Source organism: Streptomyces sp. NPDC058051, from assembly GCF_042885475.1.
Lineage (GTDB): Bacteria > Actinomycetota > Actinomycetes > Streptomycetales > Streptomycetaceae > Streptomyces.
On record NZ_JBHVRW010000029.1, the window covers coordinates 65304 to 91103 of the forward strand.

At 71.9% G+C, this 25800-nt stretch carries 15 protein-coding genes; 7 read left to right on the plus strand and 8 right to left on the minus strand.

What is annotated here, in order from left to right:
- The first annotated feature begins 70 nt into the window (after positions 1–70).
- The 6 genes from ACFVUT_RS32125 to ACFVUT_RS32150 all read left to right on the plus strand — a co-directional run bounded on the left by ACFVUT_RS32125 (position 71) and on the right by ACFVUT_RS32150 (position 13495).
- Complete coding sequence (locus ACFVUT_RS32125) at positions 71–1747, plus strand: glycoside hydrolase family 13 protein (protein ID WP_389657153.1); 1677 nt, start codon at positions 71–73, stop codon at positions 1745–1747.
- A 167-nt stretch (positions 1748–1914) separates the two neighbouring features.
- Positions 1915–2961, plus strand: a complete 1047-nt coding sequence (locus tag ACFVUT_RS32130) for a LacI family DNA-binding transcriptional regulator (protein WP_389657235.1) — start codon at positions 1915–1917, stop codon at positions 2959–2961.
- A 446-nt stretch (positions 2962–3407) separates the two neighbouring features.
- Complete coding sequence (locus ACFVUT_RS32135) at positions 3408–5126, plus strand: carbohydrate-binding module family 20 domain-containing protein (protein WP_389657156.1); 1719 nt, start codon at positions 3408–3410, stop codon at positions 5124–5126.
- 336 nt (positions 5127–5462) lie between these two features.
- Positions 5463–10787 carry a pullulanase-type alpha-1,6-glucosidase gene (gene pulA, locus ACFVUT_RS32140; protein WP_389657159.1) on the plus strand — a complete coding sequence of 1775 codons (5325 nt, stop codon included), beginning with the start codon at positions 5463–5465 and terminating at the stop codon, positions 10785–10787.
- Positions 10788–10983: 196 nt separating this feature from the next.
- Complete coding sequence (locus ACFVUT_RS32145; protein WP_389657163.1) at positions 10984–13017, plus strand: ATP-binding protein; 2034 nt, start codon at positions 10984–10986, stop codon at positions 13015–13017.
- 127 nt (positions 13018–13144) lie between these two features.
- Positions 13145–13495 carry a 5-carboxymethyl-2-hydroxymuconate Delta-isomerase gene (locus ACFVUT_RS32150; protein WP_389657238.1) on the plus strand — a complete coding sequence of 117 codons (351 nt, stop codon included), beginning with the start codon at positions 13145–13147 and terminating at the stop codon, positions 13493–13495.
- 12 nt (positions 13496–13507) lie between these two features.
- Here the strand turns inward: ACFVUT_RS32150 and ACFVUT_RS32155 are convergent, their stop codons facing one another.
- The 4 genes from ACFVUT_RS32155 to ACFVUT_RS32170 form a co-directional block, all read right to left on the minus strand.
- Entirely contained in the window at positions 13508–14230 is a 723-nt protein-coding gene (locus ACFVUT_RS32155; protein ID WP_389657166.1) for a TetR/AcrR family transcriptional regulator, read from the minus strand.
- Between the two features lie 60 nt (positions 14231–14290).
- Positions 14291–16222 carry a hypothetical protein gene (locus tag ACFVUT_RS32160; protein ID WP_389657241.1) on the minus strand — a complete coding sequence of 644 codons (1932 nt, stop codon included), beginning with the start codon at positions 16220–16222 and terminating at the stop codon, positions 14291–14293.
- A 98-nt stretch (positions 16223–16320) separates the two neighbouring features.
- Positions 16321–16968, minus strand: a complete 648-nt coding sequence (locus ACFVUT_RS32165) for a LuxR C-terminal-related transcriptional regulator (RefSeq protein ID WP_389657169.1) — start codon at positions 16966–16968, stop codon at positions 16321–16323.
- Entirely contained in the window at positions 16953–18221 is a 1269-nt protein-coding gene (locus ACFVUT_RS32170) for a sensor histidine kinase (RefSeq protein WP_389657172.1), read from the minus strand. The genes ACFVUT_RS32165 and ACFVUT_RS32170 overlap by 16 nt, the downstream gene beginning before the upstream one ends.
- 271 nt (positions 18222–18492) lie before the next feature.
- Here ACFVUT_RS32170 and ACFVUT_RS32175 point away from each other — a divergent pair, with 271 nt between their 5' ends.
- Positions 18493–20637 carry an MMPL family transporter gene (locus ACFVUT_RS32175; protein WP_389657175.1) on the plus strand — a complete coding sequence of 715 codons (2145 nt, stop codon included), beginning with the start codon at positions 18493–18495 and terminating at the stop codon, positions 20635–20637.
- A 69-nt stretch (positions 20638–20706) separates the two neighbouring features.
- Here the strand turns inward: ACFVUT_RS32175 and ACFVUT_RS32180 are convergent, their stop codons facing one another.
- The 4 genes from ACFVUT_RS32180 to ACFVUT_RS32195 all read right to left on the minus strand — a co-directional run bounded on the left by ACFVUT_RS32180 (position 20707) and on the right by ACFVUT_RS32195 (position 25676).
- A complete protein-coding gene (locus ACFVUT_RS32180) occupies positions 20707–21324 on the minus strand; it encodes a winged helix-turn-helix domain-containing protein (protein ID WP_389657178.1) in 618 nt (205 codons plus the stop codon).
- 468 nt (positions 21325–21792) lie between these two features.
- On the minus strand, positions 21793–22827 hold the full coding sequence (gene glnII / locus ACFVUT_RS32185; RefSeq protein WP_389657181.1) for a glutamine synthetase: 1035 nt from the start codon (positions 22825–22827) through the stop codon (positions 21793–21795).
- Positions 22828–23049: 222 nt separating this feature from the next.
- On the minus strand, positions 23050–24189 hold the full coding sequence (locus ACFVUT_RS32190; RefSeq protein WP_389657184.1) for a hypothetical protein: 1140 nt from the start codon (positions 24187–24189) through the stop codon (positions 23050–23052).
- Entirely contained in the window at positions 24186–25676 is a 1491-nt protein-coding gene (locus tag ACFVUT_RS32195) for a hypothetical protein (protein WP_389657186.1), read from the minus strand. The genes ACFVUT_RS32190 and ACFVUT_RS32195 overlap by 4 nt, the downstream gene beginning before the upstream one ends.
- Positions 25677–25800 lie beyond the last annotated feature (124 nt).

Here is a 25800-nt window from a genome sequence, read left to right on the forward strand (position 1 = left end):
TACCGGGGCAGTCGTCGGATTCCCCACCCGGTCCCGGCGACGCTCCCCACCCAGACACCCCAGGGACGACATGACCCAGCACCTCGCTGCCCCCTCCACCGGCACGTCCGGCGACGCCTCGGCCCACCAGACCGGCTGGTGGCAGGACGCGGTGATCTACCAGGTCTATCCACGGAGCTTCGCCGACGGCAACGGCGACGGCATGGGCGACCTCGCAGGCGTACGCGGCAGACTCCCGTACCTCAAGGACCTCGGTGTGGACGCGGTCTGGCTCAGCCCGTTCTACGCCTCCCCGCAGGCCGACGCCGGCTACGACGTCGCCGACTACCGGGCCATCGACCCCATGTTCGGCACGCTGCTGGACGCCGACGCGCTGATCCGGGACGCCCACGACCTGGGCCTGCGGATCATCGTGGACCTGGTGCCCAACCACTCCTCCGACCATCACGAGTGGTTCAAGCGCGCCCTCGCCGAGGGCCCCGGCTCCGCACTGCGCGAGCGCTACCACTTCCGCCCCGGCAAGGGCGCGGACGGCGAACTCCCGCCCAACGACTGGGAGTCCATCTTCGGCGGCCCCGCCTGGACCCGGACCACCGACCCGGACGGCACCCCGGGCGACTGGTACCTCCACCTCTTCGCACCCGAGCAGCCCGACTTCAACTGGGAACACCCGGCCGTCGCCGACGAGTTCCGCTCGATCCTGCGCTTCTGGCTCGACATGGGAGTCGACGGCTTCCGGGTCGACGTCGCGCACGGCCTCGTCAAGGCCGAGGGGCTGCCCGACCTCGGCAGCCACGACCAGCTCAAGCTGCTCGGCAACGACGTCATGCCGTTCTTCGACCAGGACGGTGTCCACGCGATCTACCGCTCCTGGCGCACCATCCTCGACGAGTACCCCGGCAACCGCATCGCCGTCGCCGAGGCATGGACCCCGACCGTCGAGCGCACCGCCAACTACGTGCGCTCCGACGAGATGCACCAGGCGTTCAACTTCCAGTACCTGTCCACCGCCTGGGACGCCGCCGAGCTCCGCAAGGTCATCGACACCTCGCTCGACGCGATGCGGCCGGTCGGTGCCCCCACCACCTGGGTGCTCTCCAACCACGACGTCACCCGGCACACCACCCGGTTCGCCAACCCGCCCGGCCTCGGCACCCAGATCCGCACGGCCGGCGACCGCGAGCTGGGCCTGCGCCGGGCCCGTGCCGCCACCCTGCTGATGCTGGCGCTGCCCGGTTCCGCATACGTGTACCAGGGCGAGGAGCTCGGCCTGCCCGACGTCACCGACCTGCCCGACGAGGCCCGCCAGGACCCGTCGTTCTTCCGCGCGGAGGGCCAGGACGGCTTCCGCGACGGCTGCCGGGTGCCGATCCCGTGGACCCGCGACGGCAGCTCGTTCGGCTTCGGCAGCGGCGGCAGCTGGCTGCCCCAGCCCGGCAACTGGGGCGCGCTGAGCGTCGAGGCGCAGACCGGCGACGCCGCCTCCACGCTGGAGATGTACCGGGCCGCGATCGCCGCCCGCCGGGTGCACCCGGGGCTCGGCGCCGGCGACTCGGTGGAATGGCTCCAGTCCGCCGAAGGGCTGCTGGTCTTCGCCCGCCCCGGCTTCGTCTGCACCGTCAACACGACGTCCCGCCCGGTACGCGTCCCCGTACGCGGCACCGTCCTGCTGTCCAGCACCCCGGTCGTCACCGACGGCACCGAGATCGAGCTGCCCGCGGACACCACGGTGTGGTGGACGGTGTGACCGTCCCCCTGCCCAGGACCTCTCTTTCGGATCTTTCGGATCAGGCCGGATCAGGGAGCGGGGGCCGGCGCGTGCAGCTGCGGGACGGAGGAGGGAGTCGACGCGGAGCGCCGGTGACCGACGACAACGCCGCAGATGCGCGTGTCAGCCCCCGCGAGCCCGGCAGGATCCGGAAGAGAGGCCCTGGGGCCGGTGGTGCGCCGAGGCTCTCGGACATCGCCGGCCAGGCGGCCGTCAGCGAGGCGACCGTCAGCCGGGTGCTCAACGGGAAGCCGGGCGTCGCGGAGACCACCCGTCAGAGGGTGCTCGCCGCACTGGACATCCTCGGCTACGAACGTCCCGTACGGCTGCGCCGGCGGAGCGCCGGACTGATCGGGCTGGTGACGCCCGAGCTGACCAACCCGATCTTCCCGGCGTTCGCGCAGTCCGTCGAACAGGTGCTGGCCGGGCACGGATACACCCCGGTGCTCTGCACGCAGCTGCCCGGCGGCGCCACCGAGGACGAACTCGTCGAGCAGCTCGTCGAACGGGGTGTCGGCGGGATCGTCTTCCTCTCCGGGCTGCACGCCGACATGTCGGCCGACCCGGCCCGCTACGCCGAGCTCACCGACCGAGGTGTGCCGTTCGTCCTGATCAACGGCTACAACGAGCGGATCAGCGCCCCGTTCGTCTCGCCCGACGACTCCGCCGCCGTACGGATGGCCGTCGGACACCTCGCCGATCTCGGCCACCGCCGGGTCGGCCTGGCCATCGGACCGCAGCGCTACGTGCCGTCCCGGCGCAAGCGGGAAGGCTTCGTGGAAGCCGCTGTGAACCTGTTGGGCCTGGGCCGGTCCGAGGCCGAACTCCTGGTCCGCTCCACGCTGTTCAGCGTCGAGGGCGGCCAGGTCGCGGCCGGCGCGCTGCTCGACCAGGGGTGCACGGGCATCGTCTGCGGCAGCGACCTGATGGCGCTGGGCGTGGTGCGCGCGGCCCGGGAGCGCGGGCTCGACGTGCCGCGCGACGTGTCGGTGGTGGGCTTCGACGACTCGCAGCTGATCGCGTTCACCGATCCGCCGCTGACGACGGTGCGGCAGCCCGTACAGGCGATGGCGGCGGCGGCGGTGAGCGCCCTGCTGGAGGAGATCGGCGGCAGCCCGGTGCAGCGCACGGAGTACGTGTTCCAGCCGGAGCTGGTGGTACGGGGGTCCACCGCGGCGGTCCGCGGCGACTGAGGCCGGGCGCCGGGGTGTTCGGGTGCCGAGGTGTCCGGGCCCGGAGGTGTTCGGGCGCACAGGAGAGGCACCGGGAGTCGGCCCCCGAGCGGGGCCGGCGGGGAGTGGGTGACTCCAGGTGCCTCTCTTGTTCGTGACCGGCCCGGCCGGCCGGGCGCGTGGGGTCCGGGGTCACCGGAACCCCCGGCCGACCGGACCGGAGTCGGGAGAAACGTAACAGCTCTGCAATGTTTTGCGTAAGACCTTGCAGGAAGAAAACTCCTGGATTTCGTTGATGTAAGCGGTCGGTGTCCAAAGGGTTGACCCGGACCGTGTGGCGCCGTACGGTCACCGGCGCGGCAAGGTTTGCATTCTTGCAGCAAGAACCTTCAGGAGCCTTGAGGGCAGGGCGCGTTGCCACGTGAGGCTGAACCGTCACCCGCATTTCCCCCACAGCAGGAGGAAACATGGCCCGCAGACCACTGTCTGCAGCGCTCGCACTGATAGCAGGCGCCGCCGCCGCCCTCGTGACCCCCACCGCGACCGCCCAGGCGTCCACGCCGGGCGACAAGGACGTCACCGCCGTCCTCTTCGAGTGGAAGTTCGACTCCGTGGCCAAGGCGTGCACGGACACGCTCGGCCCGGCCGGCTACGGCTACGTGCAGGTCTCGCCGCCCCAGGAGCACATCCAGGGCGGCCAGTGGTGGACCTCGTACCAGCCGGTCAGCTACAAGATCGCCGGACGGCTCGGCGACCGCGCCTCCTTCGCCGCGATGGTCAGCACCTGCCACAGCGCGGGCGTCAAGGTCGTCGCCGACTCCGTCATCAACCACATGTCGGCGGGATCGGGCACCGGCACGGGCGGCTCCTCGTACAGCAAGTACGACTACCCCGGCCTGTACTCCGCGCCCGACATGGACGACTGCACCGCGCAGATCAGCAACTACCAGGACCGGGCCAACGTCCAGAACTGCGAACTGGTCGGCCTGGCGGACCTGGACACCGGTGAGGACTACGTCCGGGGCAAGATCGCCGGATACCTCAACGATCTGCTCTCCCTCGGTGTCGACGGCTTCCGCATCGACGCCGCCAAGCACATGCCCGCGACCGACCTCGCCAACATCAAGTCCCGGCTGAGCAACCCGAACGCCTACTGGAAGCAGGAGGCGATCTACGGAGCGGGTGAGGCCGTCTCGCCCGACGAGTACACCGGCACCGGGGACGTCCAGGAGTTCCGCTACGCCCGCGGCCTCAAGCAGGTCTTCAACAACGAGAACCTCGCCTACCTGAAGAACTTCGGCGAGGGCTGGGGCTTCATGTCCTCGTCGAAGGCCGCGGTCTTCGTCGACAACCACGACACCGAGCGCGGCGGCGACACACTGAACTACAAGGACGGCGCCAACTACACCCTCGCCAGCGTCTTCATGCTGGCCTGGCCGTACGGATCGCCCGACGTCCACTCCGGCTACGAGTGGTCCGACAAGGACGCCGGCCCGCCCAACGGCGGCACGGTGAACGCCTGTTACAGCGACGGCTGGAAGTGCCAGCACGCCTGGCGCGAGATCTCCTCCATGGTCGGATTCCGCAACACCGCGCGCGGCGAGGCCGTCACGGACTGGTGGGACAACGGCGGCGACCAGATCGCGTTCGGCCGCGGCTCCAAGGCGTACGTCGCGATCAACCACGAGGGCTCCTCGCTGACCCGGACGTTCCAGACGTCGCTGCCTTCCGGTGACTACTGCGACATCCAGTCCGGCAACGGCGTCACGGTCGACGGCTCCGGCCGGTTCACCGCGACGCTCGGCGCCAACACGGCCGTCGCGCTCCAGGTGAACGCCCGTACCTGCGCGGGCGGCGGCACGGACCCGGGCACCCCGGACCCGGGCACCGCCTCCGGCGCCTCCTTCGGGGTCAACGCCACCACGCAGCTCGGCCAGAACATCTACGTCACCGGCAACCAGCCGGCCCTCGGCAACTGGAACACCGACAGTGCGCTGAAGCTCGACCCGGCGACGTACCCGGTCTGGAAGCTCGACGTGGCCATGCCCGCGGGAACCGCGTTCGAGTACAAGTACCTCCGCAAGGACGCGAGCGGCAACGTCACCTGGGAGAGCGGAGCGAACCGCACCGCGACGGTTCCGTCCACCGGCAAGACCACGCTGACCAGCGACGTCTGGCGCAGCTGACCTCACCCCGTCCGCCGGCCGCCCGGAGCCCAGGACACGCCGGGCCGGCCGGCCCCGGGCGGGGGAGCACCGGGGCCGTTCGCGCGGGGGACGCGGCGCGCCACGAGGACGGCCCGCCCGCGGCGGCGGGCGGACCCGCGCCGCCCCGGCCACGCCCCGCCGCACTCCGCCCGGGGTGTCGCCCCGCCGTACCCCGTCCCGGGCGACGCCCCGCCGCGTTCCGGGGTGGCACCCCGTCACGCTCCGCCCGGCACGACGCCCCGCCGCACCCCACCCGCCTCACCCGGTCCCCGCCCACCCCCGAGAAACCCACCCGCACACAAGGAGACCCCGCCCGTGTCCCGTACCACCCTGAGACGGGGAGCCGTCGCCGCACTCTGCGCGGCGCTTCTCCCCGTCGTCCCGGCGGCATCCGCGTCCGCCGCGCCGAAACCCCCGGGCCCGCCCTCGGACGCCCGTCTGGCGGCCGAGCCCGCCCGGCACGATCTGACGCGCGAGCAGTTCTACTTCGTCATGCCCGACCGGTTCGCCGACGGCGACACCTCCAACAACCGCGGCGGGCTCACCGGATCGCGCCTGGAGACCGGTTACGACCCCACGGACAAGGGCTTCTACCAGGGCGGCGACCTCAAGGGACTGACCGACCGGCTCGACTACATCAAGGGCCTCGGCACCACCGCCATCTGGCTCGCCCCGATCTTCAAGAACCGACCCGTCCAGGGCACCGGAAAGGACGCGTCGGCCGGATACCACGGCTACTGGATCACCGACTTCACCCAGGTCGACCCGCACTTCGGCACCAACGCCGACCTGTCGAAACTCATCGACAAGGCCCACCGCAAGGGCATGAAGGTCTTCTTCGACGTCATCACCAACCACACCGCGGACACCGTCGACTACGCCGAGAAGACCTACGGCTACCGGCCCAAGGGCGCCTACCCGTACCTGGACCGGGACGGCCGCCCGTTCGACGACAGCAAGGGCCTGGCGAAGGTGGACGCGGACTCGTTCCCGTACACACCGAGCACGCCGAAGAACGCCGGCGACGACAAGGTCCCGGCCTGGCTCAACGACCCGACGATGTACCACAACCGCGGTGACTCGACCTACGCCGGCGAGTCCACCACGTACGGCGACTTCTCCGGACTCGACGATCTGTGGACCGAGCGGCCCGAGGTCGTCTCCGGCATGGAGAAGATCTACGAGAAGTGGGTCCGGGACTTCGACATCGACGGCTTCCGGATCGACACCGTGAAACACGTCGACCTGGACTTCTGGACCCAGTGGGCGACGGCCCTGGACGCCTACGCGGCGAAGCGCGGGCGCGAGGACTTCTTCATGTTCGGCGAGGTCTACTCCGCCGACACCGCGATCACCTCGCCCTATGTCACGCAGGGCCGGCTCGACGCGACGCTCGACTTCCCCTTCCAGGAAGCGGCCAGGCAGTACGCCTCGCAGGGCGCCCCCGCGTCGAAGCTCGCGGCCGTCCACGCCGACGACTACCGCTACACCACCGACAAGGCCAACGCCTACGAGCAGGTGACCTTCCTCGGCAACCACGACATGGGCCGCATCGGGGCGTTCCTCAAGCAGGACAACCCCAAGGCCGACGACGCGGAACTCGTCCAGCGCGCCCGGCTCGCCAACGAGCTGATGTTCCTCAGCCGCGGCAACCCCGTCGTCTACTACGGCGACGAGCAGGGCTTCACCGGCGCGGGCGGCGACAAGGACGCCCGTCAGACCATGTTCGCCTCGAAGACCGCCGACTACCTCGACGACGACGAGCTGGGCACCGACCGCACCCACGCCACCGACGCCTACGACACCGGCCACCCGCTGTACCGGAACATCGCCGCGCTCTCCGAGCTGACCAGGAAGAACCCCGCCCTGCGCGACGGAGTCCAGACCGAGCGGTACGCCCAGGGATCCGTCTACGCCTTCTCCCGCACGGACAGCCGGCAGGGCCGTGAGTACGTCGTCGCCACGAACAACGGCACCGGGCCGCAGACCGTCGAGCTGCCCACCGCGTCGGCCGGCATGAACTTCAGCACGCTGTACGGCGGTTCGGGAACCCTCCGCAGCGGCGCCGACACGAAGGTCACCGTCACCGTGCCCGCCCTGTCCAGCGTCGTGCTGCGCGCCGAGAAGGCGATGGGCGACCCCGCGGCCAAGCCGTCGATCACCCTGAAGGCGCCCGCCGCCGGAGCCACCGGCACCGTCGAGATCTCCGCCGACATCGACGGCGGACAGCTGAACCGCGTCGTCTTCGCCGCCCAGACGGGCAACGGGAAGTGGGTCACGCTCGGTTCCGCCGACCACGCCCCGTACCGGGTCACCCAGACCGTCGGCGACACCGTGGCCGCCGGAACACCCCTGCGGTACAAGGCGGTGGTCGTCGACCGGGCGGGCCGCACCGCGAGCGCCCTCGCCTCGACCACGGCCGGACAGGCACCCGCCGCCGAGAAGCCCGTCGCCGTCGAACGCGACTACGCCGTCGTCCACTACCGGCGTACGGACGGCGACTACGACGGCTGGCAGCTCACCTCGGGCGACACGTCGGCCGCGTTCACCGGGCGCGACGCCTACGGAGCCTTCGCCTGGATCAAGCTCGCCGAGGGCGCTTCCAGCCTCCCGTACACCGTCGAGAAGGGCGGCACCAGCGACGGACCGCAGCGCACCGTCGACCTGGCCAGGACCGGACAGGTCTGGATCGGGCAGGGCGCGGACGGCCAGGCCGACGAGGCCCCCGACGGCGCCTACCCGCCGCAGGACACCACCAAGGCCGTACTGCACTACTACCGCGCCGACGGCGACTACGACGGCTGGGGACTGCACACCTGGACCGGCGCCAAGGACCCCACCGACTGGGCGAAGCCGCTCCAGCCGGTGAAGAAGGACGCCTCCGGCGCCACCTTCGAGGTGCCGCTCACCGACGGCGCCACCTCGCTCAGCTACATCCTGCACAAGGGCGACGAGAAGGACCTGCCGAGCGACCAGTCGCTCGACCTCGCCACCTACGGGCACGAGGTGTGGATGCTCGCCGGCACCTCCGGCTACCTGCTGCCGCAGACCGGCGGTGTGCCCACGCCCGACCTCTCCAAGGCCGAGGCGCAGTGGATCGACTCCGACACCGTCGTGTGGAAGGTGAAGGCCACCGACGCCACCAGCCAGCAGCTCGTCTACGCACAGGACGGTGGGATCTCCGTCGTCGACGGCGCGCTCTCCGACGAGGGCCGGTGGCTCCGGCTCACCCCGTCCGCGCTGACCGACGCCCAGAAGGCGAAGTACCCGCACCTCAAGGACTACCCGGCGTTCACCGTCGACGCGCGCGACCGGGACCGGATCCGCGAAGCGCTGCGCGGCCAGCTGATCGCCACCCAGCGCGCCGCCAACGGCGCCCTGCTCGCCGCCACCGGCGTACAGAGCGCGGGCGTGCTCGACGACCTCTACGGGAAGAACGCGGCCGGCGCCTCACTCGGCCCGGTCTTCGACCACGGCCGCCCCACGCTGTCCGTCTGGGCGCCCACCGCCCGCACCGTCGCCCTCGAACTCGACGGCCGCACCGTCCCGATGCGCCGCGACGACCGCACCGGCGTGTGGTCCGCCACGGGCACGCAGAAGTGGACGGGCAAGCCCTACCGCTATGTGGTGGACGTCTGGGCACCCACCGTCCAGAAGATGGTCACCAACAAGGTCACGGACCCCTACTCCACCGCCCTGACCACCGACTCGGCACGCAGCCTCGTGGTCGACCTCGACGACCCCGGCCTCGCCCCGAAGGGCTGGTCCGGACTGAGGAAGCCCGCCGCCGTCCCGCTGCGGGACGCCCAGATCCAGGAGCTGCACATCCGCGACTTCTCCATCGCGGACCGCACCTCGACCCACCCCGGCGAGTACCTCGCCTTCACCGACACCCGCTCCGACGGGATGAAGCACCTCAAGCAGCTCGCCGACTCCGGCACGAGCTACGTCCATCTGCTGCCCGCCTTCGACATCGGCACCATCCCCGAGAAGAAGTCCGCCCAGCAGAAACCGGCCTGCGACCTGTCCGTGTACGCCCCCGACTCCGACGAGCAGCAGGCCTGCGTGGCGAAGGCCGCCGCGCAGGACGGGTTCAACTGGGGCTACGACCCGCTGCACTACACCGTCCCGGAGGGCAGCTACGCCTCCGACCCGAACGGCACCCGGCGCACCGTCGAGTTCCGGCAGATGGTGCAGGGACTGAACGGCGCGGGGCTGCGGACCGTCATGGACGTCGTCTACAACCACACCGTCGCCTCCGGCCAGGACGACAAGTCCGTCCTCGACCGGATCGTGCCCGGCTACTACCAGCGGCTGCTGGACGACGGCACCGTCGCCACCTCCACCTGCTGCGCCAACACCGCCCCCGAGAACACCATGATGGGCAAGCTCGTCGTGGACTCGGTCGTCACCTGGGCCAAGGAGTACAAGGTCGACGGCTTCCGCTTCGACCTGATGGGCCACCACCCCAAGGCCAACATCCTCGCCGTCCGCGAGGCGCTCGACGCGCTGACCGTGGCCAAGGACGGCGTCGACGGCAAGAAGATCATCCTGTACGGGGAGGGCTGGAACTTCGGCGAGATCGCCGACGACGCCCGCTTCGTCCAGGCCACCCAGAAGAACATGGCCGGCACCGGCATCGCCACCTTCTCCGACCGGGCCCGCGACGCCGTCCGCGGCGGCAGCCCCTTCGACGAGGACCCGGGCGTGCAGGGCTTCGCCAGCGGCCTCTACACCGACCCCAACACCTCGACGGCCAACGGAACGAAGGCCGAGCAGAAGGCCCGGCTGCTCCACTACCAGGACCTGATCAAGGTCGGGCTCACCGGCAACCTCGCCGACTACACCTTCACCGACTCGTCCGGCGGCACCGTCAAGGGATCCGGCGTCGACTACAACGGCGCCCCGGCCGGATACGCCGCGGCCCCGGGCGACGCCCTCGCCTACGCGGACGCCCATGACAACGAGTCGCTGTACGACGCACTCGCCTTCAAGCTCCCGGTGGGCACGTCGGCGGCGGACCGGGCCCGCATGCAGGTCCTGGCGATGGCGACGGCCACCCTCGCGCAGGGGCCCTCGCTCTCCCAGGCGGGCACCGACCTGCTGCGCTCCAAGTCCCTGGACCGCAACTCGTACGACAGCGGCGACTGGTTCAACGCCCTGCACTGGGACTGCCGCGACGGCAACGGCTTCGGCCGCGGACTGCCCCCGGCCGCCGACAACCGGTCCAAGTGGTCCTACGCCGGGCCGCTGCTGACCACAGCCGCGCTCAGCCCCGGCTGCGCACAGATCAACGGCGCCTCCGCCGCGTACCAGGACCTGCTCACCATCCGCTCCACGGAGAAGGACTTCGACCTCTCCACCACCGAGCGGGTGCAGTCCGCCCTGTCCTTCCCGCTCTCCGGGAAGGACGAGACACCCGGCGTCATCACCATGCGGCTCGGCAAGCTGGTCGTCGTGTTCAACGCGGCCCCCGGCACCACGACCCAGACGATCGCCGACCTGGCGGGGAAGAAGTACGCCCTGCACCCCGTCCAGGCTGCGGGCGCGGATCTTACCGTCAAGAAGGCAGCGTATGAGAGGAGTTCGGGAAGTTTCACCGTCCCGGGGCGTTCGGTGGCGGTGTTCTCCCTGAACTGAGCCGCGACAGGGCTAGGTTGGGAGACGGCAGTCGCCGGGGGGCGGCGTGCCGCAGCACCCCGCCCCCCGGCACGCCCTTTCACCTACCGGCCGGTCCCGGCCCCCTTTCCCGTACGCCAGGTGTGCTGCCCTCCCTGCGCGGTGCGGGGCCAAGGGGCCGGGACCGGCCGGTCCATCTGTTTCAGCGACGGTGACCATGGCGAGCAACATCCCCGAGGAGACAACGAGCTTTGTCGGACGGAAGGCGGAACTTGCCCGGCTCGACCACACCCTCGCCACGCACCGGCTGACCACCCTCACCGGCAGCGGCGGTGTCGGCAAGACCAGGCTCGCGATCCGCGCCGTCCGGCAGGCGGCGGCCCACCGCGACGGCGCGTGGTGGGCTGACCTGTCACCGCTCCACGACGACGGACTCCTCATCGCGACCGTCTCCGACGCGGTCGGGCTCTCCGACCACACCCTTCGCATGCCCATCGACGCCCTCTGCGAGTGGCTCGCCGACAAGGAACTGCTGCTGGTCCTCGACTCGTGCGAGCATCTGCGCGGCGCCTGCGCGCACCTCCTCGGCGAGGTCCTCACCACGTCACCCGGCCTCACCGTGCTCACCACCAGCCGGCAGCCCCTGGGCATCAGGGGCGAGCAGCTCATCGAGGTGCAGCCGCTGCCCGTCGAGGGCCCGGCGGACGCCCTGACCCTGTTCCGGGACCGGGCGGCAGCCGCCGCCCCGGGCCTCGCCCTCGACGCCCCGGTCAACGCCGAGGCCGCCGCCGAGATCTGCCGCCGCCTGGAAGGCATTCCGCTCGCGATCGAACTCGCGGCGGGCGCCCTCGGCCGGGACACCGTCCAACAGGTCGCCGCCCGGATCGGCTCCCGGTTCGACGTCCCCGCCGACCCGTCGCTCTGGCCGCCGCGCCACCGCACCCTGCGCACCGCCATCGGCTGGAGCCACGAGCTGTGCACCCCGCTGGAGCGGCTGCTCTGGGCGCGGCTGACCGTGCTGCGCGGCGACTTCGACGAGGCCGCGGCCCACGAGGTCTGCGCGGAGGGCCCGCTCACCGCGGACGGCGTGACCCGGGCACTGGCCGGGCTGGTCGCCAAGTCCGTCGTCCGGCGGGACGGCACACGCCACCGCATGCTCGACACCATCCGCGAGTACGGACGGATGTGGCTCGCCGAACTCGGCGAGGAACGGGCCGCCGCCGACCGGCACGCCGCCTGTTTCCTCGGCCTGGCCCGCCACGCCCACGCGGGCTGGACCGGCGACGACCAGATCATCTGGTACCACCGCATCGCCGACGCGCATGCCGACCTGTGCGCCGCCCTCGACCACCTGCTGGTCCACGACACCACGGCCGCCCAGGAGATGGCCGGCCGGATCGGCTTCTTCTGGTGCTGCTGCGGCCACCTGCCGCAGACCCGCGCCTATGCCCAGCGCGCCCTGGACGTCGGACCGGCCGAGGGCCCGCACCGCACCCGCGCCCTGTGGGTGCTGGGCATCACCGTCATGCTCCAGGGCGACTATCCGGCCGCCCGGCGCCTGGGCCGGGAGTGTTCCAGGGCGGCGGCCCGCGACGGCACCGACGAGGGCATCCTCGCCGCCGCCTACCTGTGCGGCCTCACCCACCTGATGACCGGCCGCCCCGAGGCGGGCCTCCGCCAGGTCGACCGGGTGCTGCGCTCCACCGGCGTCGCCACCCGCCTCGAAGCCGCCTACCGGCTGCGCTGCCGGCTCATCACCGTCTTCGCCCTGACCAGCCTGGGACGGCTGGCGGAGGCGGAGGCGGCGGCGCTGGTCCTGCGCGCCCAGTGCGAAGCCCAGGACGAGTGCTGGACCCGCAGCTATGTCGACTACCAACTCGCCCTGATCGCGCTGCTGCGGGGCGAGGCCGAGACCTCCGCCGCACACGCGCGGTCGATGCTCGCCGGCAAGCACCGCCTCCGGGACAGCTTCGGCATCGCGCTCGGCCTGGACATCCTCGCCGCGGCGATCGCCGCGCAGGGCGCGGGTGCCCGTGCCGCCCGGGTGTACGGAACGGGACAGGTCTACTGGCGCATGGTCGGCCATCCGCAACGCGGCACCCCGGAACTGGGCCCCCTGCGCGAGGCCTGCGAACGCCAGGCCCGCGCGGCCGTCGGTGACGCCGCCTACCAGCGCGCCTTCGACCGGGGCCGGTCGGACAACGCGGAAGTGGGCCTGGCGGCGGCGCTCCAGGGCGAACTGCTCACCTGAGGGCTGCCCCGGGCGGACCGCATCGCCGGGCGAACCCGCTTGTGCGGGCGCGCCGACCAGCGTAAAGGTGGGATCGGCAACTGTCCGTACCCGCTGTACTCGCCGTACCCGCACCCAGGAGCGCATGATGCCGCAGATCACCGTCGACTACTCGGCCGAGCTCGACGACAGTTTCGACCGCACCGGCTTCGCGCTCGCCCTGCATCCGCTGGTCGCCGAGACGGTCACCACGAAGATCGCCGCCTGCAAGACCCGCTTCCGCCGCGTCGAGGAGTTCGTGGCGGGTGACGCGGCCACCGGCGACGCGGTCCTGCACGTCTCCATCGCCCTGCTGCCCGGCCGTACCGAGGAGATCAAGGCACAACTGACCGAGTCCGTACTGGAACTGCTGGCCGCCCACCTCAAGCCCGTCGACGCACTCACCGTGCACGCGTCGGCGGAGACCCGCGAGCTGGACCCGTCCTACCGCAAGCACTGAGCCGTACGGCCCTCAGGGCAGCCGCTGCACGGGCACGGCCGGCACGGCGGGCGCCAGGGCGGAGAGCCGGCTCAACAGCTCCCCGAACGGCCCGTCCGCCGGCTCCTGCGCGAGGATCCGCAGGACGACGCCCGCCATCTCGGCATCGGCCGCGGCACTCACCGCGGCCAGCGCCGCGAAGTCGTGCACCAGCTGCATCTCCAGCTCCTCGCGGGCGATCCGCCGCCCGTCCAGCCAGAGCAGCGCCGTCGACTCGGCCAGCGACACCCAGGACCGCACGACCAACTCCAGCCGTGCCGGGGGATCCTCGATCCTCAGATGGGCCAGGATCTGCTCGTACGCCGCCTGCCGGACCCCGTCGATCACCGCGTTCGCGGTCGACGACCCGACCGCGGGCCCGCCCCGCATCAGTGCCGAGAACCCCGGCCCGTGCTCGTCGACGAAGTCGAAGAACCGCTCCATCACCCTCAACAGCCGTGTCCCGAGCGGTCCTTCACGCGGCTCCACGAACCGCGCCGCCAACTCGTCGCCCGCCCGCCGCAGCGCCGCCTCGTACAGGCTCTGCTTGCCCGGGAAGTAGTGATAGACCAAGGGCCGCGAGATCCCCGCAGCGGCCGCGATCTCGTCGATCGACACCTCGTCCGGGGGGCGCCGGCCGAACAGCTCCAGTGCGACACCGATCAGCTGCTGCCTGCGCTCCTCGACGCCCATCCTGCGCCGCACCCCGGTCGTCATGACGAACAGGCTACCGAGTGCGGCAACGGGGGAGGGGTGACGGGTCGGGGCACGCGGGTGTCAGCGCAGCGCGCCCACCCGGCTGCCGTCCGCCAGTGTGCCGTTCAGCCGTGCCCGGTCGCCCGCCCTGGCCGGTACGGCAAGGAGCCGGCTGTCGGACCGCCCCTCCACCCCGCCCGACGTGGTCAGCGAGGCGAACTGCCTGCTGCCCGCGGCCAGTACGTACCAGCGTCCGCCGCGCGACTGCCACAGCACGCCGGCCAGCACCCGCGGATCACGCATCCCGCAGGCCGGTGTGTCCTCGGCCCGGGCCGCGACCGCTCCCGGCGGGCCGCCGGTCGTGACGTCCGGCGCGGAGGGCGCCTGGAACTGGGCAAGGACCCGGCTGCCGGTGCCGCGCCAGGTCTCCGCCCTGGTGCAGAGCCAGCGCGCCGAGCCGTTGTCCTCGGGCAGTGCCTGCTCGGCGTACTGCCAGGAGTTCACCGACCGTACGCCGTGCGAACGGACCGCGGGCAGCAGGCAGGCGGTCCGCGCCCAACTGTCCCGCTCCGCCCGCCCGGAGACGTCGTGCGGTGCCGACGGAGGGCCCGACGTCAGCCGGGCGGGGGTCAGTTCGCCGAGATCCGTCATCAGCCGGGTCGCCGAGCCGTCACGCAGCTCGATGGCGTCCCAGGCACGGCAGCCCCGGGCCGTCGCCGGGCTGGTCAGCGCGTCGGTCACGCCGTCGGGAGTGCGGTGCAGGGGGCGCGGTGCGCTGCCCGGCGCAAGCAGGTTCCGTACGGAGACCGTACGGACCCAGGGGGCGGTGAGGTAGCGGACCCGGCCGCGCGCACGGCCGACGATCAGGGCACCCGCCGAGGCCCTGTCCGCACTGTCGACCCGCGCGAAGTCGAGCACCACGCCGTCGCCCGGGGCGGGGGCGCGCCGCTCCGCGTACCGCACGATGCGCAGCCCGTCGTAGAACAGCACCACCGTCGCCCGGCCCGCACCGCCCGCGAACAGCAGTTGCGGCGCACCCATCGGCGGCCCGACAGGCGTCCTCGGGGTCGCCGAAGCGCGCACCGCGCCGCCCGGCCGCGCCCATGCGGTCAGTGCCCGGCGCAGCAGCCCGGTGTCGTGGACGCGGTTGCCACGGGTGGGCCAGGCGGTGAAGTCGGTACGGGGCGAGCGCCGCCAGAAGGCCGCCGAGACCCGGTGCAACGCCGCGGGATCCAGAGCCTGTTCGGTGGCGGCGTCACGGGTGTGCGGCGCCGCGGCCGGAGTGCCGCGGCCCCAGCCGTTGCCCGGCAGCGCCAGCAGCGCCCCGCACACCAGCAGCGCCGCCACGGCCGCCAGAGCCGCCTTCGCGTGCCGCCGACGGCGCGGCAGATCCGGTGGACGGGCCTGGAGCGAACAGGCGTCGAACTCCGATGAGCCGAGCAGCGCGTACGGCGCCGGGACGCGGTCCGCCTCCGCGAGCGCCGCACGCGGGTCCGCCACCCCGGCCGCGGCGAGCACCCGCCGCACCTCCGCGTCGGGCAGCCGCTCCAGGCCGCGCAGCACATGGGCCGCACGCGCGGGGGCGGAGAGCGCCGACAGGGCCTGTTCCAGGGCCAGTTCCTCCGCCCCGCCCGAGTGCGGGAACAGCCGCAGCCCCCACACCATCGGCAGGAGCGGGGCCATCCGGGCGCGGCGCAGCGGACTCCCCGCCTCCAGCGCCGCACGCAGCACGACCCCGCGAACGTGTGCGTAGGGCGGGTCCACCGCAGGGTCGGCGGACCCGCGCGGCCTGGGGATGCCACCCTCGGCGAGCGCCCCCGCCCGGCGCTTCGACACCAGGGCCCGTTGCGCCAGGGCGTGCGCCGTGAGAACCCGTCGATGGCCGACCAGGGAGGGCGGCAGCACCAGATAGCCCAGCCGGACCAGTCGCGGGTAGTGCTCGACGAGCGCGGCCCCGGCCTGCTCCCTTTCGGCCGGGGCGGCTGCGGAAGGTACCTCTGGCAGTGGGCGCACGTTCAACAGAACGAGCGAATCGTGCGATGGTCACCCTGGCCCCTCAGCGGCGACGCCCCCGCGGGCGGCCGTCGCGATCACGGCCGGGGTGGCCCGGCTCAGCCCCGGTCCAGATAGGCGAGCACCGCGAGAACACGGCGGTTGTCGTCGTCGGACGGCGGCAGGCCCAGCTTCCCGAAGATGTTCGATGTGTGCTTGGCCACCGCGCGTTCCGTGATCACCATCTGCGCGGCGATCGCCGTGTTCGACCGGCCCTGCGCCATCAGCCCCATGACCTCCAGCTCACGCGGGGTCAGCCCGCCCATCGGTTTGTCCTGCGAGCGCCGCGACAGCAGTTGCGAGATCACCTGGGGATCCATCGCGGTGCCGCCCGCGGCGACCCGGCGTACCGCGTCGATGAACTGGTCCGCGTCGAACACCCGGTCCTTGAGCAGATAGCCGATGCCGCCGTCGCCGTCCGCCAGCAGCTCGCGCGCGTACAACTGCTCCACGTGCTGCGAGAGCACCAGCACCGGCAGCCCCGGCCGGGCCTGCCGGGCGGCGAGCGCGCACTGCAGGCCCTCGTCCGTGTGGGACGGCGGAAGCCGGACGTCGACGACCGCGACGTCCGGCTCCAACTCGGCCAGGGCCCGGGTCAGTTCGGGCCCGGTCTCGACCGCTGCCGCGATCTCGAAGTCGTAGGCCTCCAACAGGCGGACCAGTCCGTCGCGCAGCAGGAAGAGATCTTCGGCTAGGACAACTCGCAAGGGATCTCCATGGTCACCATGGTGGGGCCGCCCGCGGGGCTGCTGACGGCCATGATGCCGTCGAATGTACCGAGTCGACGTTCGATACCGCTCAGGCCCGAGCCGGCTCCGACCGCCGCGCCGCCCCTGCCGTTGTCCGTGACGGAGACCCGCAGCATGGCGTCCGCGTGGTGGATGTCCACCCAGACGCGGTCGGCCCCCGAGTGCTTGGCGGCGTTCGTCAGCGCCTCGCTCACCGCGAAGTACGCGGCCGACTCGACCGCGGCGTCCGCCCGTCCGTCCAGCTCCACGTCGACCTCGGACTCGACGGGCAGTCGCAGCGCCAACGCCTTGACCGCGTCCCCGAGTCCGCGTTCGGCGAGGACCGGCGGGTGGATGCCCCGGACCAGATCGCGCAGCTCCGTGAGGGCCTCCGCCGAGGACTCGCGCGCCATGGCCAGCAGCTTCTTCGCCTGCGCCGGATCCTTCTCGATGAGCGCCTCCACGGTGCCCAGGTTCATGCCCATGGCGACCAGCCGGGCCTGCGCGCCGTCATGCAGATCGCGTTCGATGCGCCGCAGCTCGGAGGCGGCGGTGTCCACAGCCTCGTGGCGGGTCTCGGTCAGCCGGTCGATGCGCCGGGCCAGCGCCTGCTCCTGGGTGGGGGCCAGCAGCGTGCGGGCGATCACGAAGTCCAGCCGCAGCAGCCGTTCACTGACCAGCACCCCCGTCGCGAAGAACGCGACACCGAGCGCGGCGGCGGCAAGTCCCGTCGCCTGGCTGTCGACCGGCACGAACGCGTACCAGTAGCGGTCGTCGGTGAAGACCCGCCACAGACCCGCCGCCAGGACGAAGCCCTCGACCGGGTAGAGCATCAGCACACCGGCCGTGATCGGGACCACATAGCCGGCCGTCATGTCGACCAGCAGCCACTGGACGTCCCGCCAGGTCGCCGGGTCCTTCAGCATCAGCGTGGTCCGCTCCACCTGCCCGGTGAATCCGGACCGCAGGTCCTTCGGGAACGGGCGGTACGGGACCGGGATACGGACGTCGGACCAGGTGACGGCGAGCAGCCGGCGGTAGTTGGCGTGCTTGCGGACCAGGCCCAGCACGTAGGGCGTGGTGACGAGGCCGATGCCCAGCGGGATGAAGGCGAGGGAGAGCGCCGTCAAGACGAAGAGGGTGATCGACACGGCCAGGGCGGAGATCGACAGCCCGATTCCCCGCACCGCGGCCAGCAGCGCACCTCGTACCCGGGTTCTCATCGCGTTCATCTCGGTCCGTCTCCCCTCTCCGGGCCCCGTGGCGGTGGCCCGTCCCGGAACAGTCTCGCCCCCTGGGCTCCTCGCGTGTCAGCCGTTCCGCCACCCGGGCGGGGTGTACCCAGCACCACCCTGCCGACCTCGCCCCACGTCTCTGCCGGAGGGGGGTTCGGCGGCTGGGACGGGCGGCGCCCCGTTCCTAGATTCGTCAGCGTCCGTCAGCGACGTGTTTCGACGTCGACTGCCATCCACTTCCGTCTGACTTTCTGGGGGCGAACACGCCATGAGGCCCAACCTCGCGGCACGCATCGGTGTGTGGAGCGCACACCACCGCAAGACCGCCGTACTCGGCTGGCTGCTCTTCGTCGTGCTCGCCGCGGGCATCGGCGGGGCCTCCGGCCTGGTCGAGATGACCGCGTCGGAGAACGGCGCGGGTGATTCGGCGAAGGCCCAGCGCATCCTCGACGACGCCGGGCTGGGGCAGCCCGCCGGCGAGCTGGTCATGGTGTCCACCGCGAAGGCCGGTGACTGGCAGGATGCCGCCCGTGCGGTCTCCGCGGCCATCGGGAGGACCGGCGAGGTGACGAACCTCGCGGAGCCGATCCCCTCCGAGGACGGCAAGGACGCACTGATCACCTTTGACATGAAGGGGGACGCGGCGACCGCGCCGGACAAGGTGCAGCCCGTGCTCGACGCCGTGTCCGCCGTCCGCGCGGACCATCCCGACGTCACCCTCCACCAGTTCGGCGAGGCCAGTGCCGGGAAGTGGCTCGGCGACCTGCTCTCCGAGGACTTCAAGAAGGCCGAGTACACCGCCGTCCCCCTGGCCCTGGGCATTCTGCTGGTCGCCTTCGGCGCCGTCGTCGCGGCACTTCTCCCCGTCGGGCTGGCCCTGACGGCGTGCATGGCCGCCTTCGGACTGCTGTCGCTCGCCAGCCACCAACTGCACCTGTTCCAGACCACGTACTCCGTGATGTTCCTGATGGGCTTCGCCGTCGGCGTCGACTACTGCCTCTTCTACCTGCGGCGCGAGCGCGACGAGCGGGCCGCGGGACGCGACGCCGAAACGGCGCTGCGGATCGCGGCGGCGACCAGCGGCCGGGCCGTGCTCGTCTCCGGGCTCACGGTCATGGTCGCGATGGCCGGCATGTTCCTGTCCGGCCTGATGCTGTTCGAAGGCTTCGCCCTCGCCACGATCATCGTGGTCTTCATCGCGATGCTGGGCTCGGTGACGGTCCTGCCCGCGCTGCTGTCCTGGCTGGGCGACCGGATCGACGCGGGACGGGTGCCCCTTCTCAACCGGCGAGGGAGCCGGCGTGCCCGCACCAGCGGCGGGATCGCGGGCACGCTGTTGAAGCCGGTCCTGTCCCGGCCGGGGATCTTCGCGGCGGCTTCGGTCGTCGTCCTGCTCGCCCTTGCCGCGCCCGCCCTCGGCATGAAGACGGAAGAGCTGGGCCTGGAGAAGCAGTTCGGCTCCGACTCGCAACTGTCCGTCGCCTACCGGGAGATCGACGAGAGCTTCCCCGGCGGCCCCGCCCCGGCGCGGGTGGTGGTCAAGGCCGACGACATCGAGGCGCCCGCACTGCGCAAGGCGTTCGCCGGCTTCGACGGGGTGACCCTCCACACGGCGCAGAACGTCGCGGAGATCGAGGTGCCGCTCCCCGACGGCGAGGCCGATCTCACCACGCTGCGCGAGGAACGGCTGCCCGCGGCGTTCGCCGGCACCGGTGCCCAGGTGTACGTGACCGGGGAGACCGCCGGATCCGTCGACTTCAACGACCAGTTGCGGCGCGGCATCGTGCCCGTCTTCGTCTTCATCACGGCGGTGACCTTCCTGCTGATGCTGTTCTCCTTCCGCTCGTACGTCATCGCCGTGACGTCGATCCTGCTCAACCTGCTGTCCGTGGCCGCCGCGTACGGAGTGATGGTCGCCGTCTTCCAGCACGGCTGGGGGGCCTCGCTGATCGGCTCGGAGGGTGTCGGAGCCATCGAGGGCTGGATTCCGCTGTTCGTCCTGGTCGTCCTGTTCGGACTCTCCATGGACTACCACGTCTTCGTGGTCTCCCGGATCCGTGAGGCCCGCGACCGTGGTCTGCCCACCCGGGCCGCGATCGACGAGGGCATCCGGCGGACGGCGGGCGCGGTCACCGGCGCGGCCGTGATCATGGTCGCGGTGTTCTCGGTCTTCGGGACGCTGTCGATGCAGGACATGCAGCAGATGGGCGTCGGCCTCGCCGTGGCGGTGCTGCTGGACGCCACGATCGTACGGATGGTGCTGCTGCCCTCCGTGATGGCGTTGCTGGGGGAGCGGAACTGGCGGACCCCGCGCGCCCTGACCCGGCTGCCGGCCCTGGGACACGGCGAGCCGGGCCCGGCAGTGAGCCCGGTGCAGGCCGAGGTCCCGGCGCGGTCGGGCCCGCGCGCCTGACCGGCACACGGAGCGGCCCCGGCCCGGTGGGTACCGGGCCGGGGCCGCTCTGCCGTGCCGTGGGTGCCGTCAGGGGGTGTACTTGTAGCCGACGCGCCGCACCGTCTGGATCGACCGGCGGTGCTCGGCGCCCAGCTTGCGGCGCAGCCGGGCGACATGGACGTCGACGGTGCGTCCGTCGCCGACGTGCCCGTAGCCCCAGACCGTGGTCACCAACTGGTCGCGGGTGTGCACCCGGTGCGGGTGCGCGACCAGATGGGCGAGCAGCTCGAACTCCAGGTAGGTGAGGTCGAGCGTCTTCCCGTCCACGGAGGCGGTGCGCTGCACGGCGTCGATGTGGACCGGACCCGCGGCGGCCGGTTCCTCCACCGGTGTCGGGACCACGTACTGGGCGGCCGCCGTGGCGGCGGCGGTGACGGCCGGCTGCTGATCGGCCGGCACGAGCACCAGGTAGCCGATCATCGGCGGCCGGCCCGGCAGCGCCGGAACGGTGTGCTGGGGTGCGGGCAGCCACGTGGCGCCCGGCGGAAGGAAATCGACCACATCGGCCAGCTGTACGACCTCGTCGGGGTCGACGGCGCGCAGTCGGTGGCGACCGGGGGAGAGGGAGCGGGCGGGGGTGGTGGCCGCAGCGGCCGCCGAAGGCGCCGCGGTGGCTGCGGCGGAGAAGGTACGAGTGTTCGCCATGAGGGTCAGCTCTTTCGCGCGAAGGAGTCGTCGAGGGACGGACTTGCTTGCGTGCGCGCGGACCGAAGACCGGGGTGAGCGGCTTTAGAGGGCCTGCGCGTTCAACGCGCGGCAACACACCCGGTCGAAGTCGTGGTGCTGACGGGAAGGCCAGAACGGCTCTAGGTCGCTGCGACCCGGTGAGGTGTACTGAAGGCTGGCCATGCCCCTATTGAACCAGAGAACGCGTCGGCGCAGCAGGCCCCTCTCACCCGTCGATACGGACCTTTTGCGTTACGTTCCTCACCCCGCGGTCGCAGCCGACGCGTCGCCACGCGCTCGACGCCCGGCCGTCCGTGGGGCCGCCCGCAGCCGACGGGCCGCCGCCCGCCTCGCGCGCGGCCGTCGACGGGGCAGCTGCCTCGCACGACGAGGGGGCGCCCACCCCGGCCGGGTGGGCGCCCCCTCGCGTGGGACGACGGTGCGGGATCAGACCTGGTCGGCCTTCTCCAGCGCGGTGCAGCAGGTGTCGACGATCAGCCGCGTGACGACGTACGGGTCGACGTTGGCGTTCGGGCGGCGGTCCTCGATGTAGCCCTTCTGGTCCTGCTCGACCTGCCACGGGATACGGACCGAGGCGCCGCGGTTGGAGACACCGTAGCTGTACTCGTTCCACGGGGCGGTCTCGTGCAGACCCGTCAGACGGTCGTCGATGCCCGCGCCGTAGTTCTTCACGTGGTCCAGCGGCTTCGAGCCCTCGCCCAGCGACTCGCACGCGGTGATGATCGCGTCGTAGCCCTCGCGCATCGCCTTGGTGGAGAAGTTGGTGTGCGCACCCGCGCCGTTCCAGTCGCCCTTGACCGGCTTCGGGTCGAGGGTCGCGGAGACGTTGAAGTCCTCGGCGGTGCGGTACAGCAGCCAGCGGGCGACCCACAGCTGGTCGGAGACCTCCAGCGGGGACAGCGGGCCGACCTGGAACTCCCACTGGCCGGGCATGACCTCGGCGTTGATGCCGGAGATGCCGAGGCCCGCCGCCAGGCAGTTCTCCAGGTGCTTCTCGACGATGTCGCGGCCGAAGATCTCGTCGGCGCCGACGCCGCAGTAGTAGCCGCCCTGCGCGGCCGGGAAGCCGCCCTCGGGGAAGCCGAGCGGGCGGTGGCCGTCGAAGAAGGTGTATTCCTGCTCGATGCCGAAGATCGGCTCCTGGCCGGCGAACTGCTCGGCCACCGGGCGCAGCGCGGCACGGGTGTTGGACTCGTGCGGCGTCATGTCGATGTTGAAGACCTCGCAGAGGACGAGGACGTCGTCGCCGCCGCGGATCGGGTCCGGGCAGGTGAAGACCGGCTTCAGTACCCGGTCGGAGGCGTGGCCCTCGGCCTGGTTGGTGCTCGAACCGTCAAAGCCCCAGATCGGCAGGTCCGCCACCTCGTGCGACGGGCTCCCGGCCATGATCTTCGTCTTCGAACGGAGCTTGGCCGTCGGCTCGGTGCCGTCGATCCAGATGTACTCAGCCTTGAACGTCACGGAAGCCATCCTTTGCGGGTGCTGCGGTGCTGCGGGTCCGGTCTCTGCAGCGCAGCTTCGCAAGACGCGATTTCCCGTCCGTTGCTCAGATGTGAACCCCGTGTTACCGAGGTTTGCTGTGTGATGATCGGCCCTCGCGGCGGGGGTTCACCCGCCGCGAGGGCCGTGCGGCGGACGCTCACGCGCAGCCGGCCGTGCGGCGGACACACCCATACGGGCCGGTCACGCGCGGGCCCTGAGCAGCGATTCGAAACCGGCGGCACGGATCCGGCGCACCAGTTCCTCCTCGGTCGTGCCGAGCGCCACGGCCGCCTGCGCGAGCCGCCAGCCGGCGTCGGAGAGCCGGTGCAGCAGATGGCCGCGCCTGACCTGGGCCTCGGACAGCCGGAACGTCTTCAGGTACGCGACCTGCCCCTTGCGATCGGTGATCGTCTCACCGATGTGCCGGCCCTCCCCGCCCGGTACGAACGGCGGCAGGAACCGCCACAGGGTGAACGTGCCCATCCGGTACACCCGGTCGAAGGTGTACGAGGAGTCCAGCAGTTCACGGGCGAACAGGCTGTCGTGCGCCTCGGCCCACTCCCGTTCCTGCGCCCGTGCCGCCGACCGGAGATCGGCGAGCGTGCGCAGATGAGGGCCGTCGGACAGCCGTGCCGTGAACTCCGCCACGGGCGCGCCGTACAGCGCGTACTGGTGGACCAGCTCCCCGTACAGGTCCTGTACGAGCGAGGGGTGCAGCAGGCGGTAGTCGTCCGGGTGCGGCAGAACGAAGGCGGCGGCGAGCGCGTCGGACACGTACACCATCACGCCGCACTGGCCGGGATGGATCTCGAAGGCCCGCAGCGCGTCGCCGAGCCCGCGCACCGACCACCCCATGTACGCGTCCTCGGCCCGCGGCGACAGCCCGTCGCGCAGCGCCTGCCGGGACCACTCCTCCCAGGCCACGGAGGGGCCGCCGAAGTGCAGGGCGAGATACCCCTCCAGCGCGAGGTGCAGCGGCAGGAAGCGCAGCCGGTCGCCCGGCTGCCGCTTGGCCATGCGGTGGTGGCGGTTGCGCGGGAACCGTGCGGTCCGCAGCGGTCGTTTCCGGGGCGCCGCGCCCGGGCCGGCGCCGAACTGCGTACCGTACGCGGCGGACTGCGCGCCCTCGCCGGACCAGTCGGCGACGAAGCCGTGCGGGATGTACGAGGTGTAGTGCGTGCGCGGACCGAGGTCCACGACGCCGCTCCCGTACCCCGTGTAGATCTCCTCGTGCAGCCGGAGCCCGCCGACCGGCTCTTCGCGCACCAGCGGCACCAGCCGGATGCCGCCCCACACCTGGGCGGGGCGGGTGGCGAGCCCGGAGAGTTCGAGCCTGTTCACGGCGCTGTCGCCTCCTTCCCCTCACTCACGAAACGTGCCACCTGCCGGTCCAGATAGGCGTACAGGGCCGCCTGCCCCGTACGTCCCTCGGCGAACTGCGCGATCTCCACCAGCGACGGAAGATCCTCCGCGTCCCGGATCCCGGCCGTGGGTACACCCGGTGCGAGGCGCCGCACGTCGAAACCGTCCGCGTCGTATACGGGGTTCACGTGCACCACGGCGGTCCGCTGCCCCGGATCGAGCCGGGTCCGCCACACCCGCAGCACCTCGCCGGCGAGTCCGGGCGGCGCGTTGTCCCAGCCGTCCGAGACGATCACCAGCCGGTCCGGACCGTGCTCCAGGGCGTCCAGGACGCGGATGCCGAGCGGGGTCGGCCCCCACGGCCTGACCAGCAGTGGATCGGAGCCGCCCGAGGTCCACAACGAGGCGTACGCCCCTGGTGCGGCCAGCGCCTCCAGCAGGAAGTGGCAGGCCAGGGCCACGGCCAGCGGCCGGCGTCGCTTCTCGCCCGACCCGGACGACGAGTAGCTGTCGTCGAGCACGCCGGCGACCCGGCCCCAGCTCCCGGCGTGCGGTCCCGCCGCACGGCGGGCCGCGGTCCGCAGGGCACGGGTCAGCTCCGCGCGGTGGAGCGTGCGCGCGTCGAAGCCGAGCGACAGGACGTACAGCGCCAGCCGGGTCAGCGGCATGACGGTCAGATCGATGTCCGAGGGCGGCGGCACCGTGCTTCCGGCGCCGCGCTGCGCCTGGGTCCGCAGCCGCTCCAGCCGGGTCATCCGCGGCACCATCCGCTCCAGGAACACCTCGCGCTTCATCCCGTGCCGGGCGGCGAAGCCCTCGGCGACGGTGAACGGCAGCTCGTGGACGGCGCCCTGCTCGTAGTGGGCGCGCCGCCACGCGTCGAGCAGCTGGTGCCGGTAACGGGCCCGCCGCCCCGGCCGGAACAGGAAGTCCCCCGTCTCGTCCGCCTCACCAGGCGCGCCGAAGCGGAGGTGGACATGACGCGCGGCCGTCTTCAGGCCGGTGCGGTACTTCACGGCGTCGTGCGCCGGATCCGGCCGGGCGGCCAGCCAGTCACGCATGATCGCCCGGGTGCGCCGGTTGTTCACGCCGGCCGCACGCACCCCGCGAAACAGCCGGTACACGCGCTGCGGCGGCAGCTTCGCCAGCCGGGCGGCGATCAGCCGGCCCTCGGCGCGCTTCTCCTCGCCGGTGGCGTCGGCAGCGGTCTCCAGCAGCCCCTGGACGATGCGTGCGGCGTTGTGGTCGTTGATGTCGAGGGCGAGCGCGGCGGCGTAGACCCGGCGGTAGTTGACCCGTACGTACTCATGGAGGAAGTCCAGCGAGAGCCGCTGCTGATCCGCCGTCGAGCGGAACTCGCGCTGGCCGGTCGCGGTGACGGCCGCGTTGACGAAAAGGAGGACGTCCTCGGCCGCGACGAGGTCGGCGCCCGTCGCGGCGCGTGCGGTCCCGGTACCGGTCGTCATGGTGTCCCCCGTGGTGTCGCGCGCCGCCATGGGCGGAGGTGGGTGCGCCGGCCGGGGAATGGGGGCGCGAACAGCGAAATCATCGCTTCAGAGGCAAGTCCCGGAAGTCGCGCCGGAGTCCCGC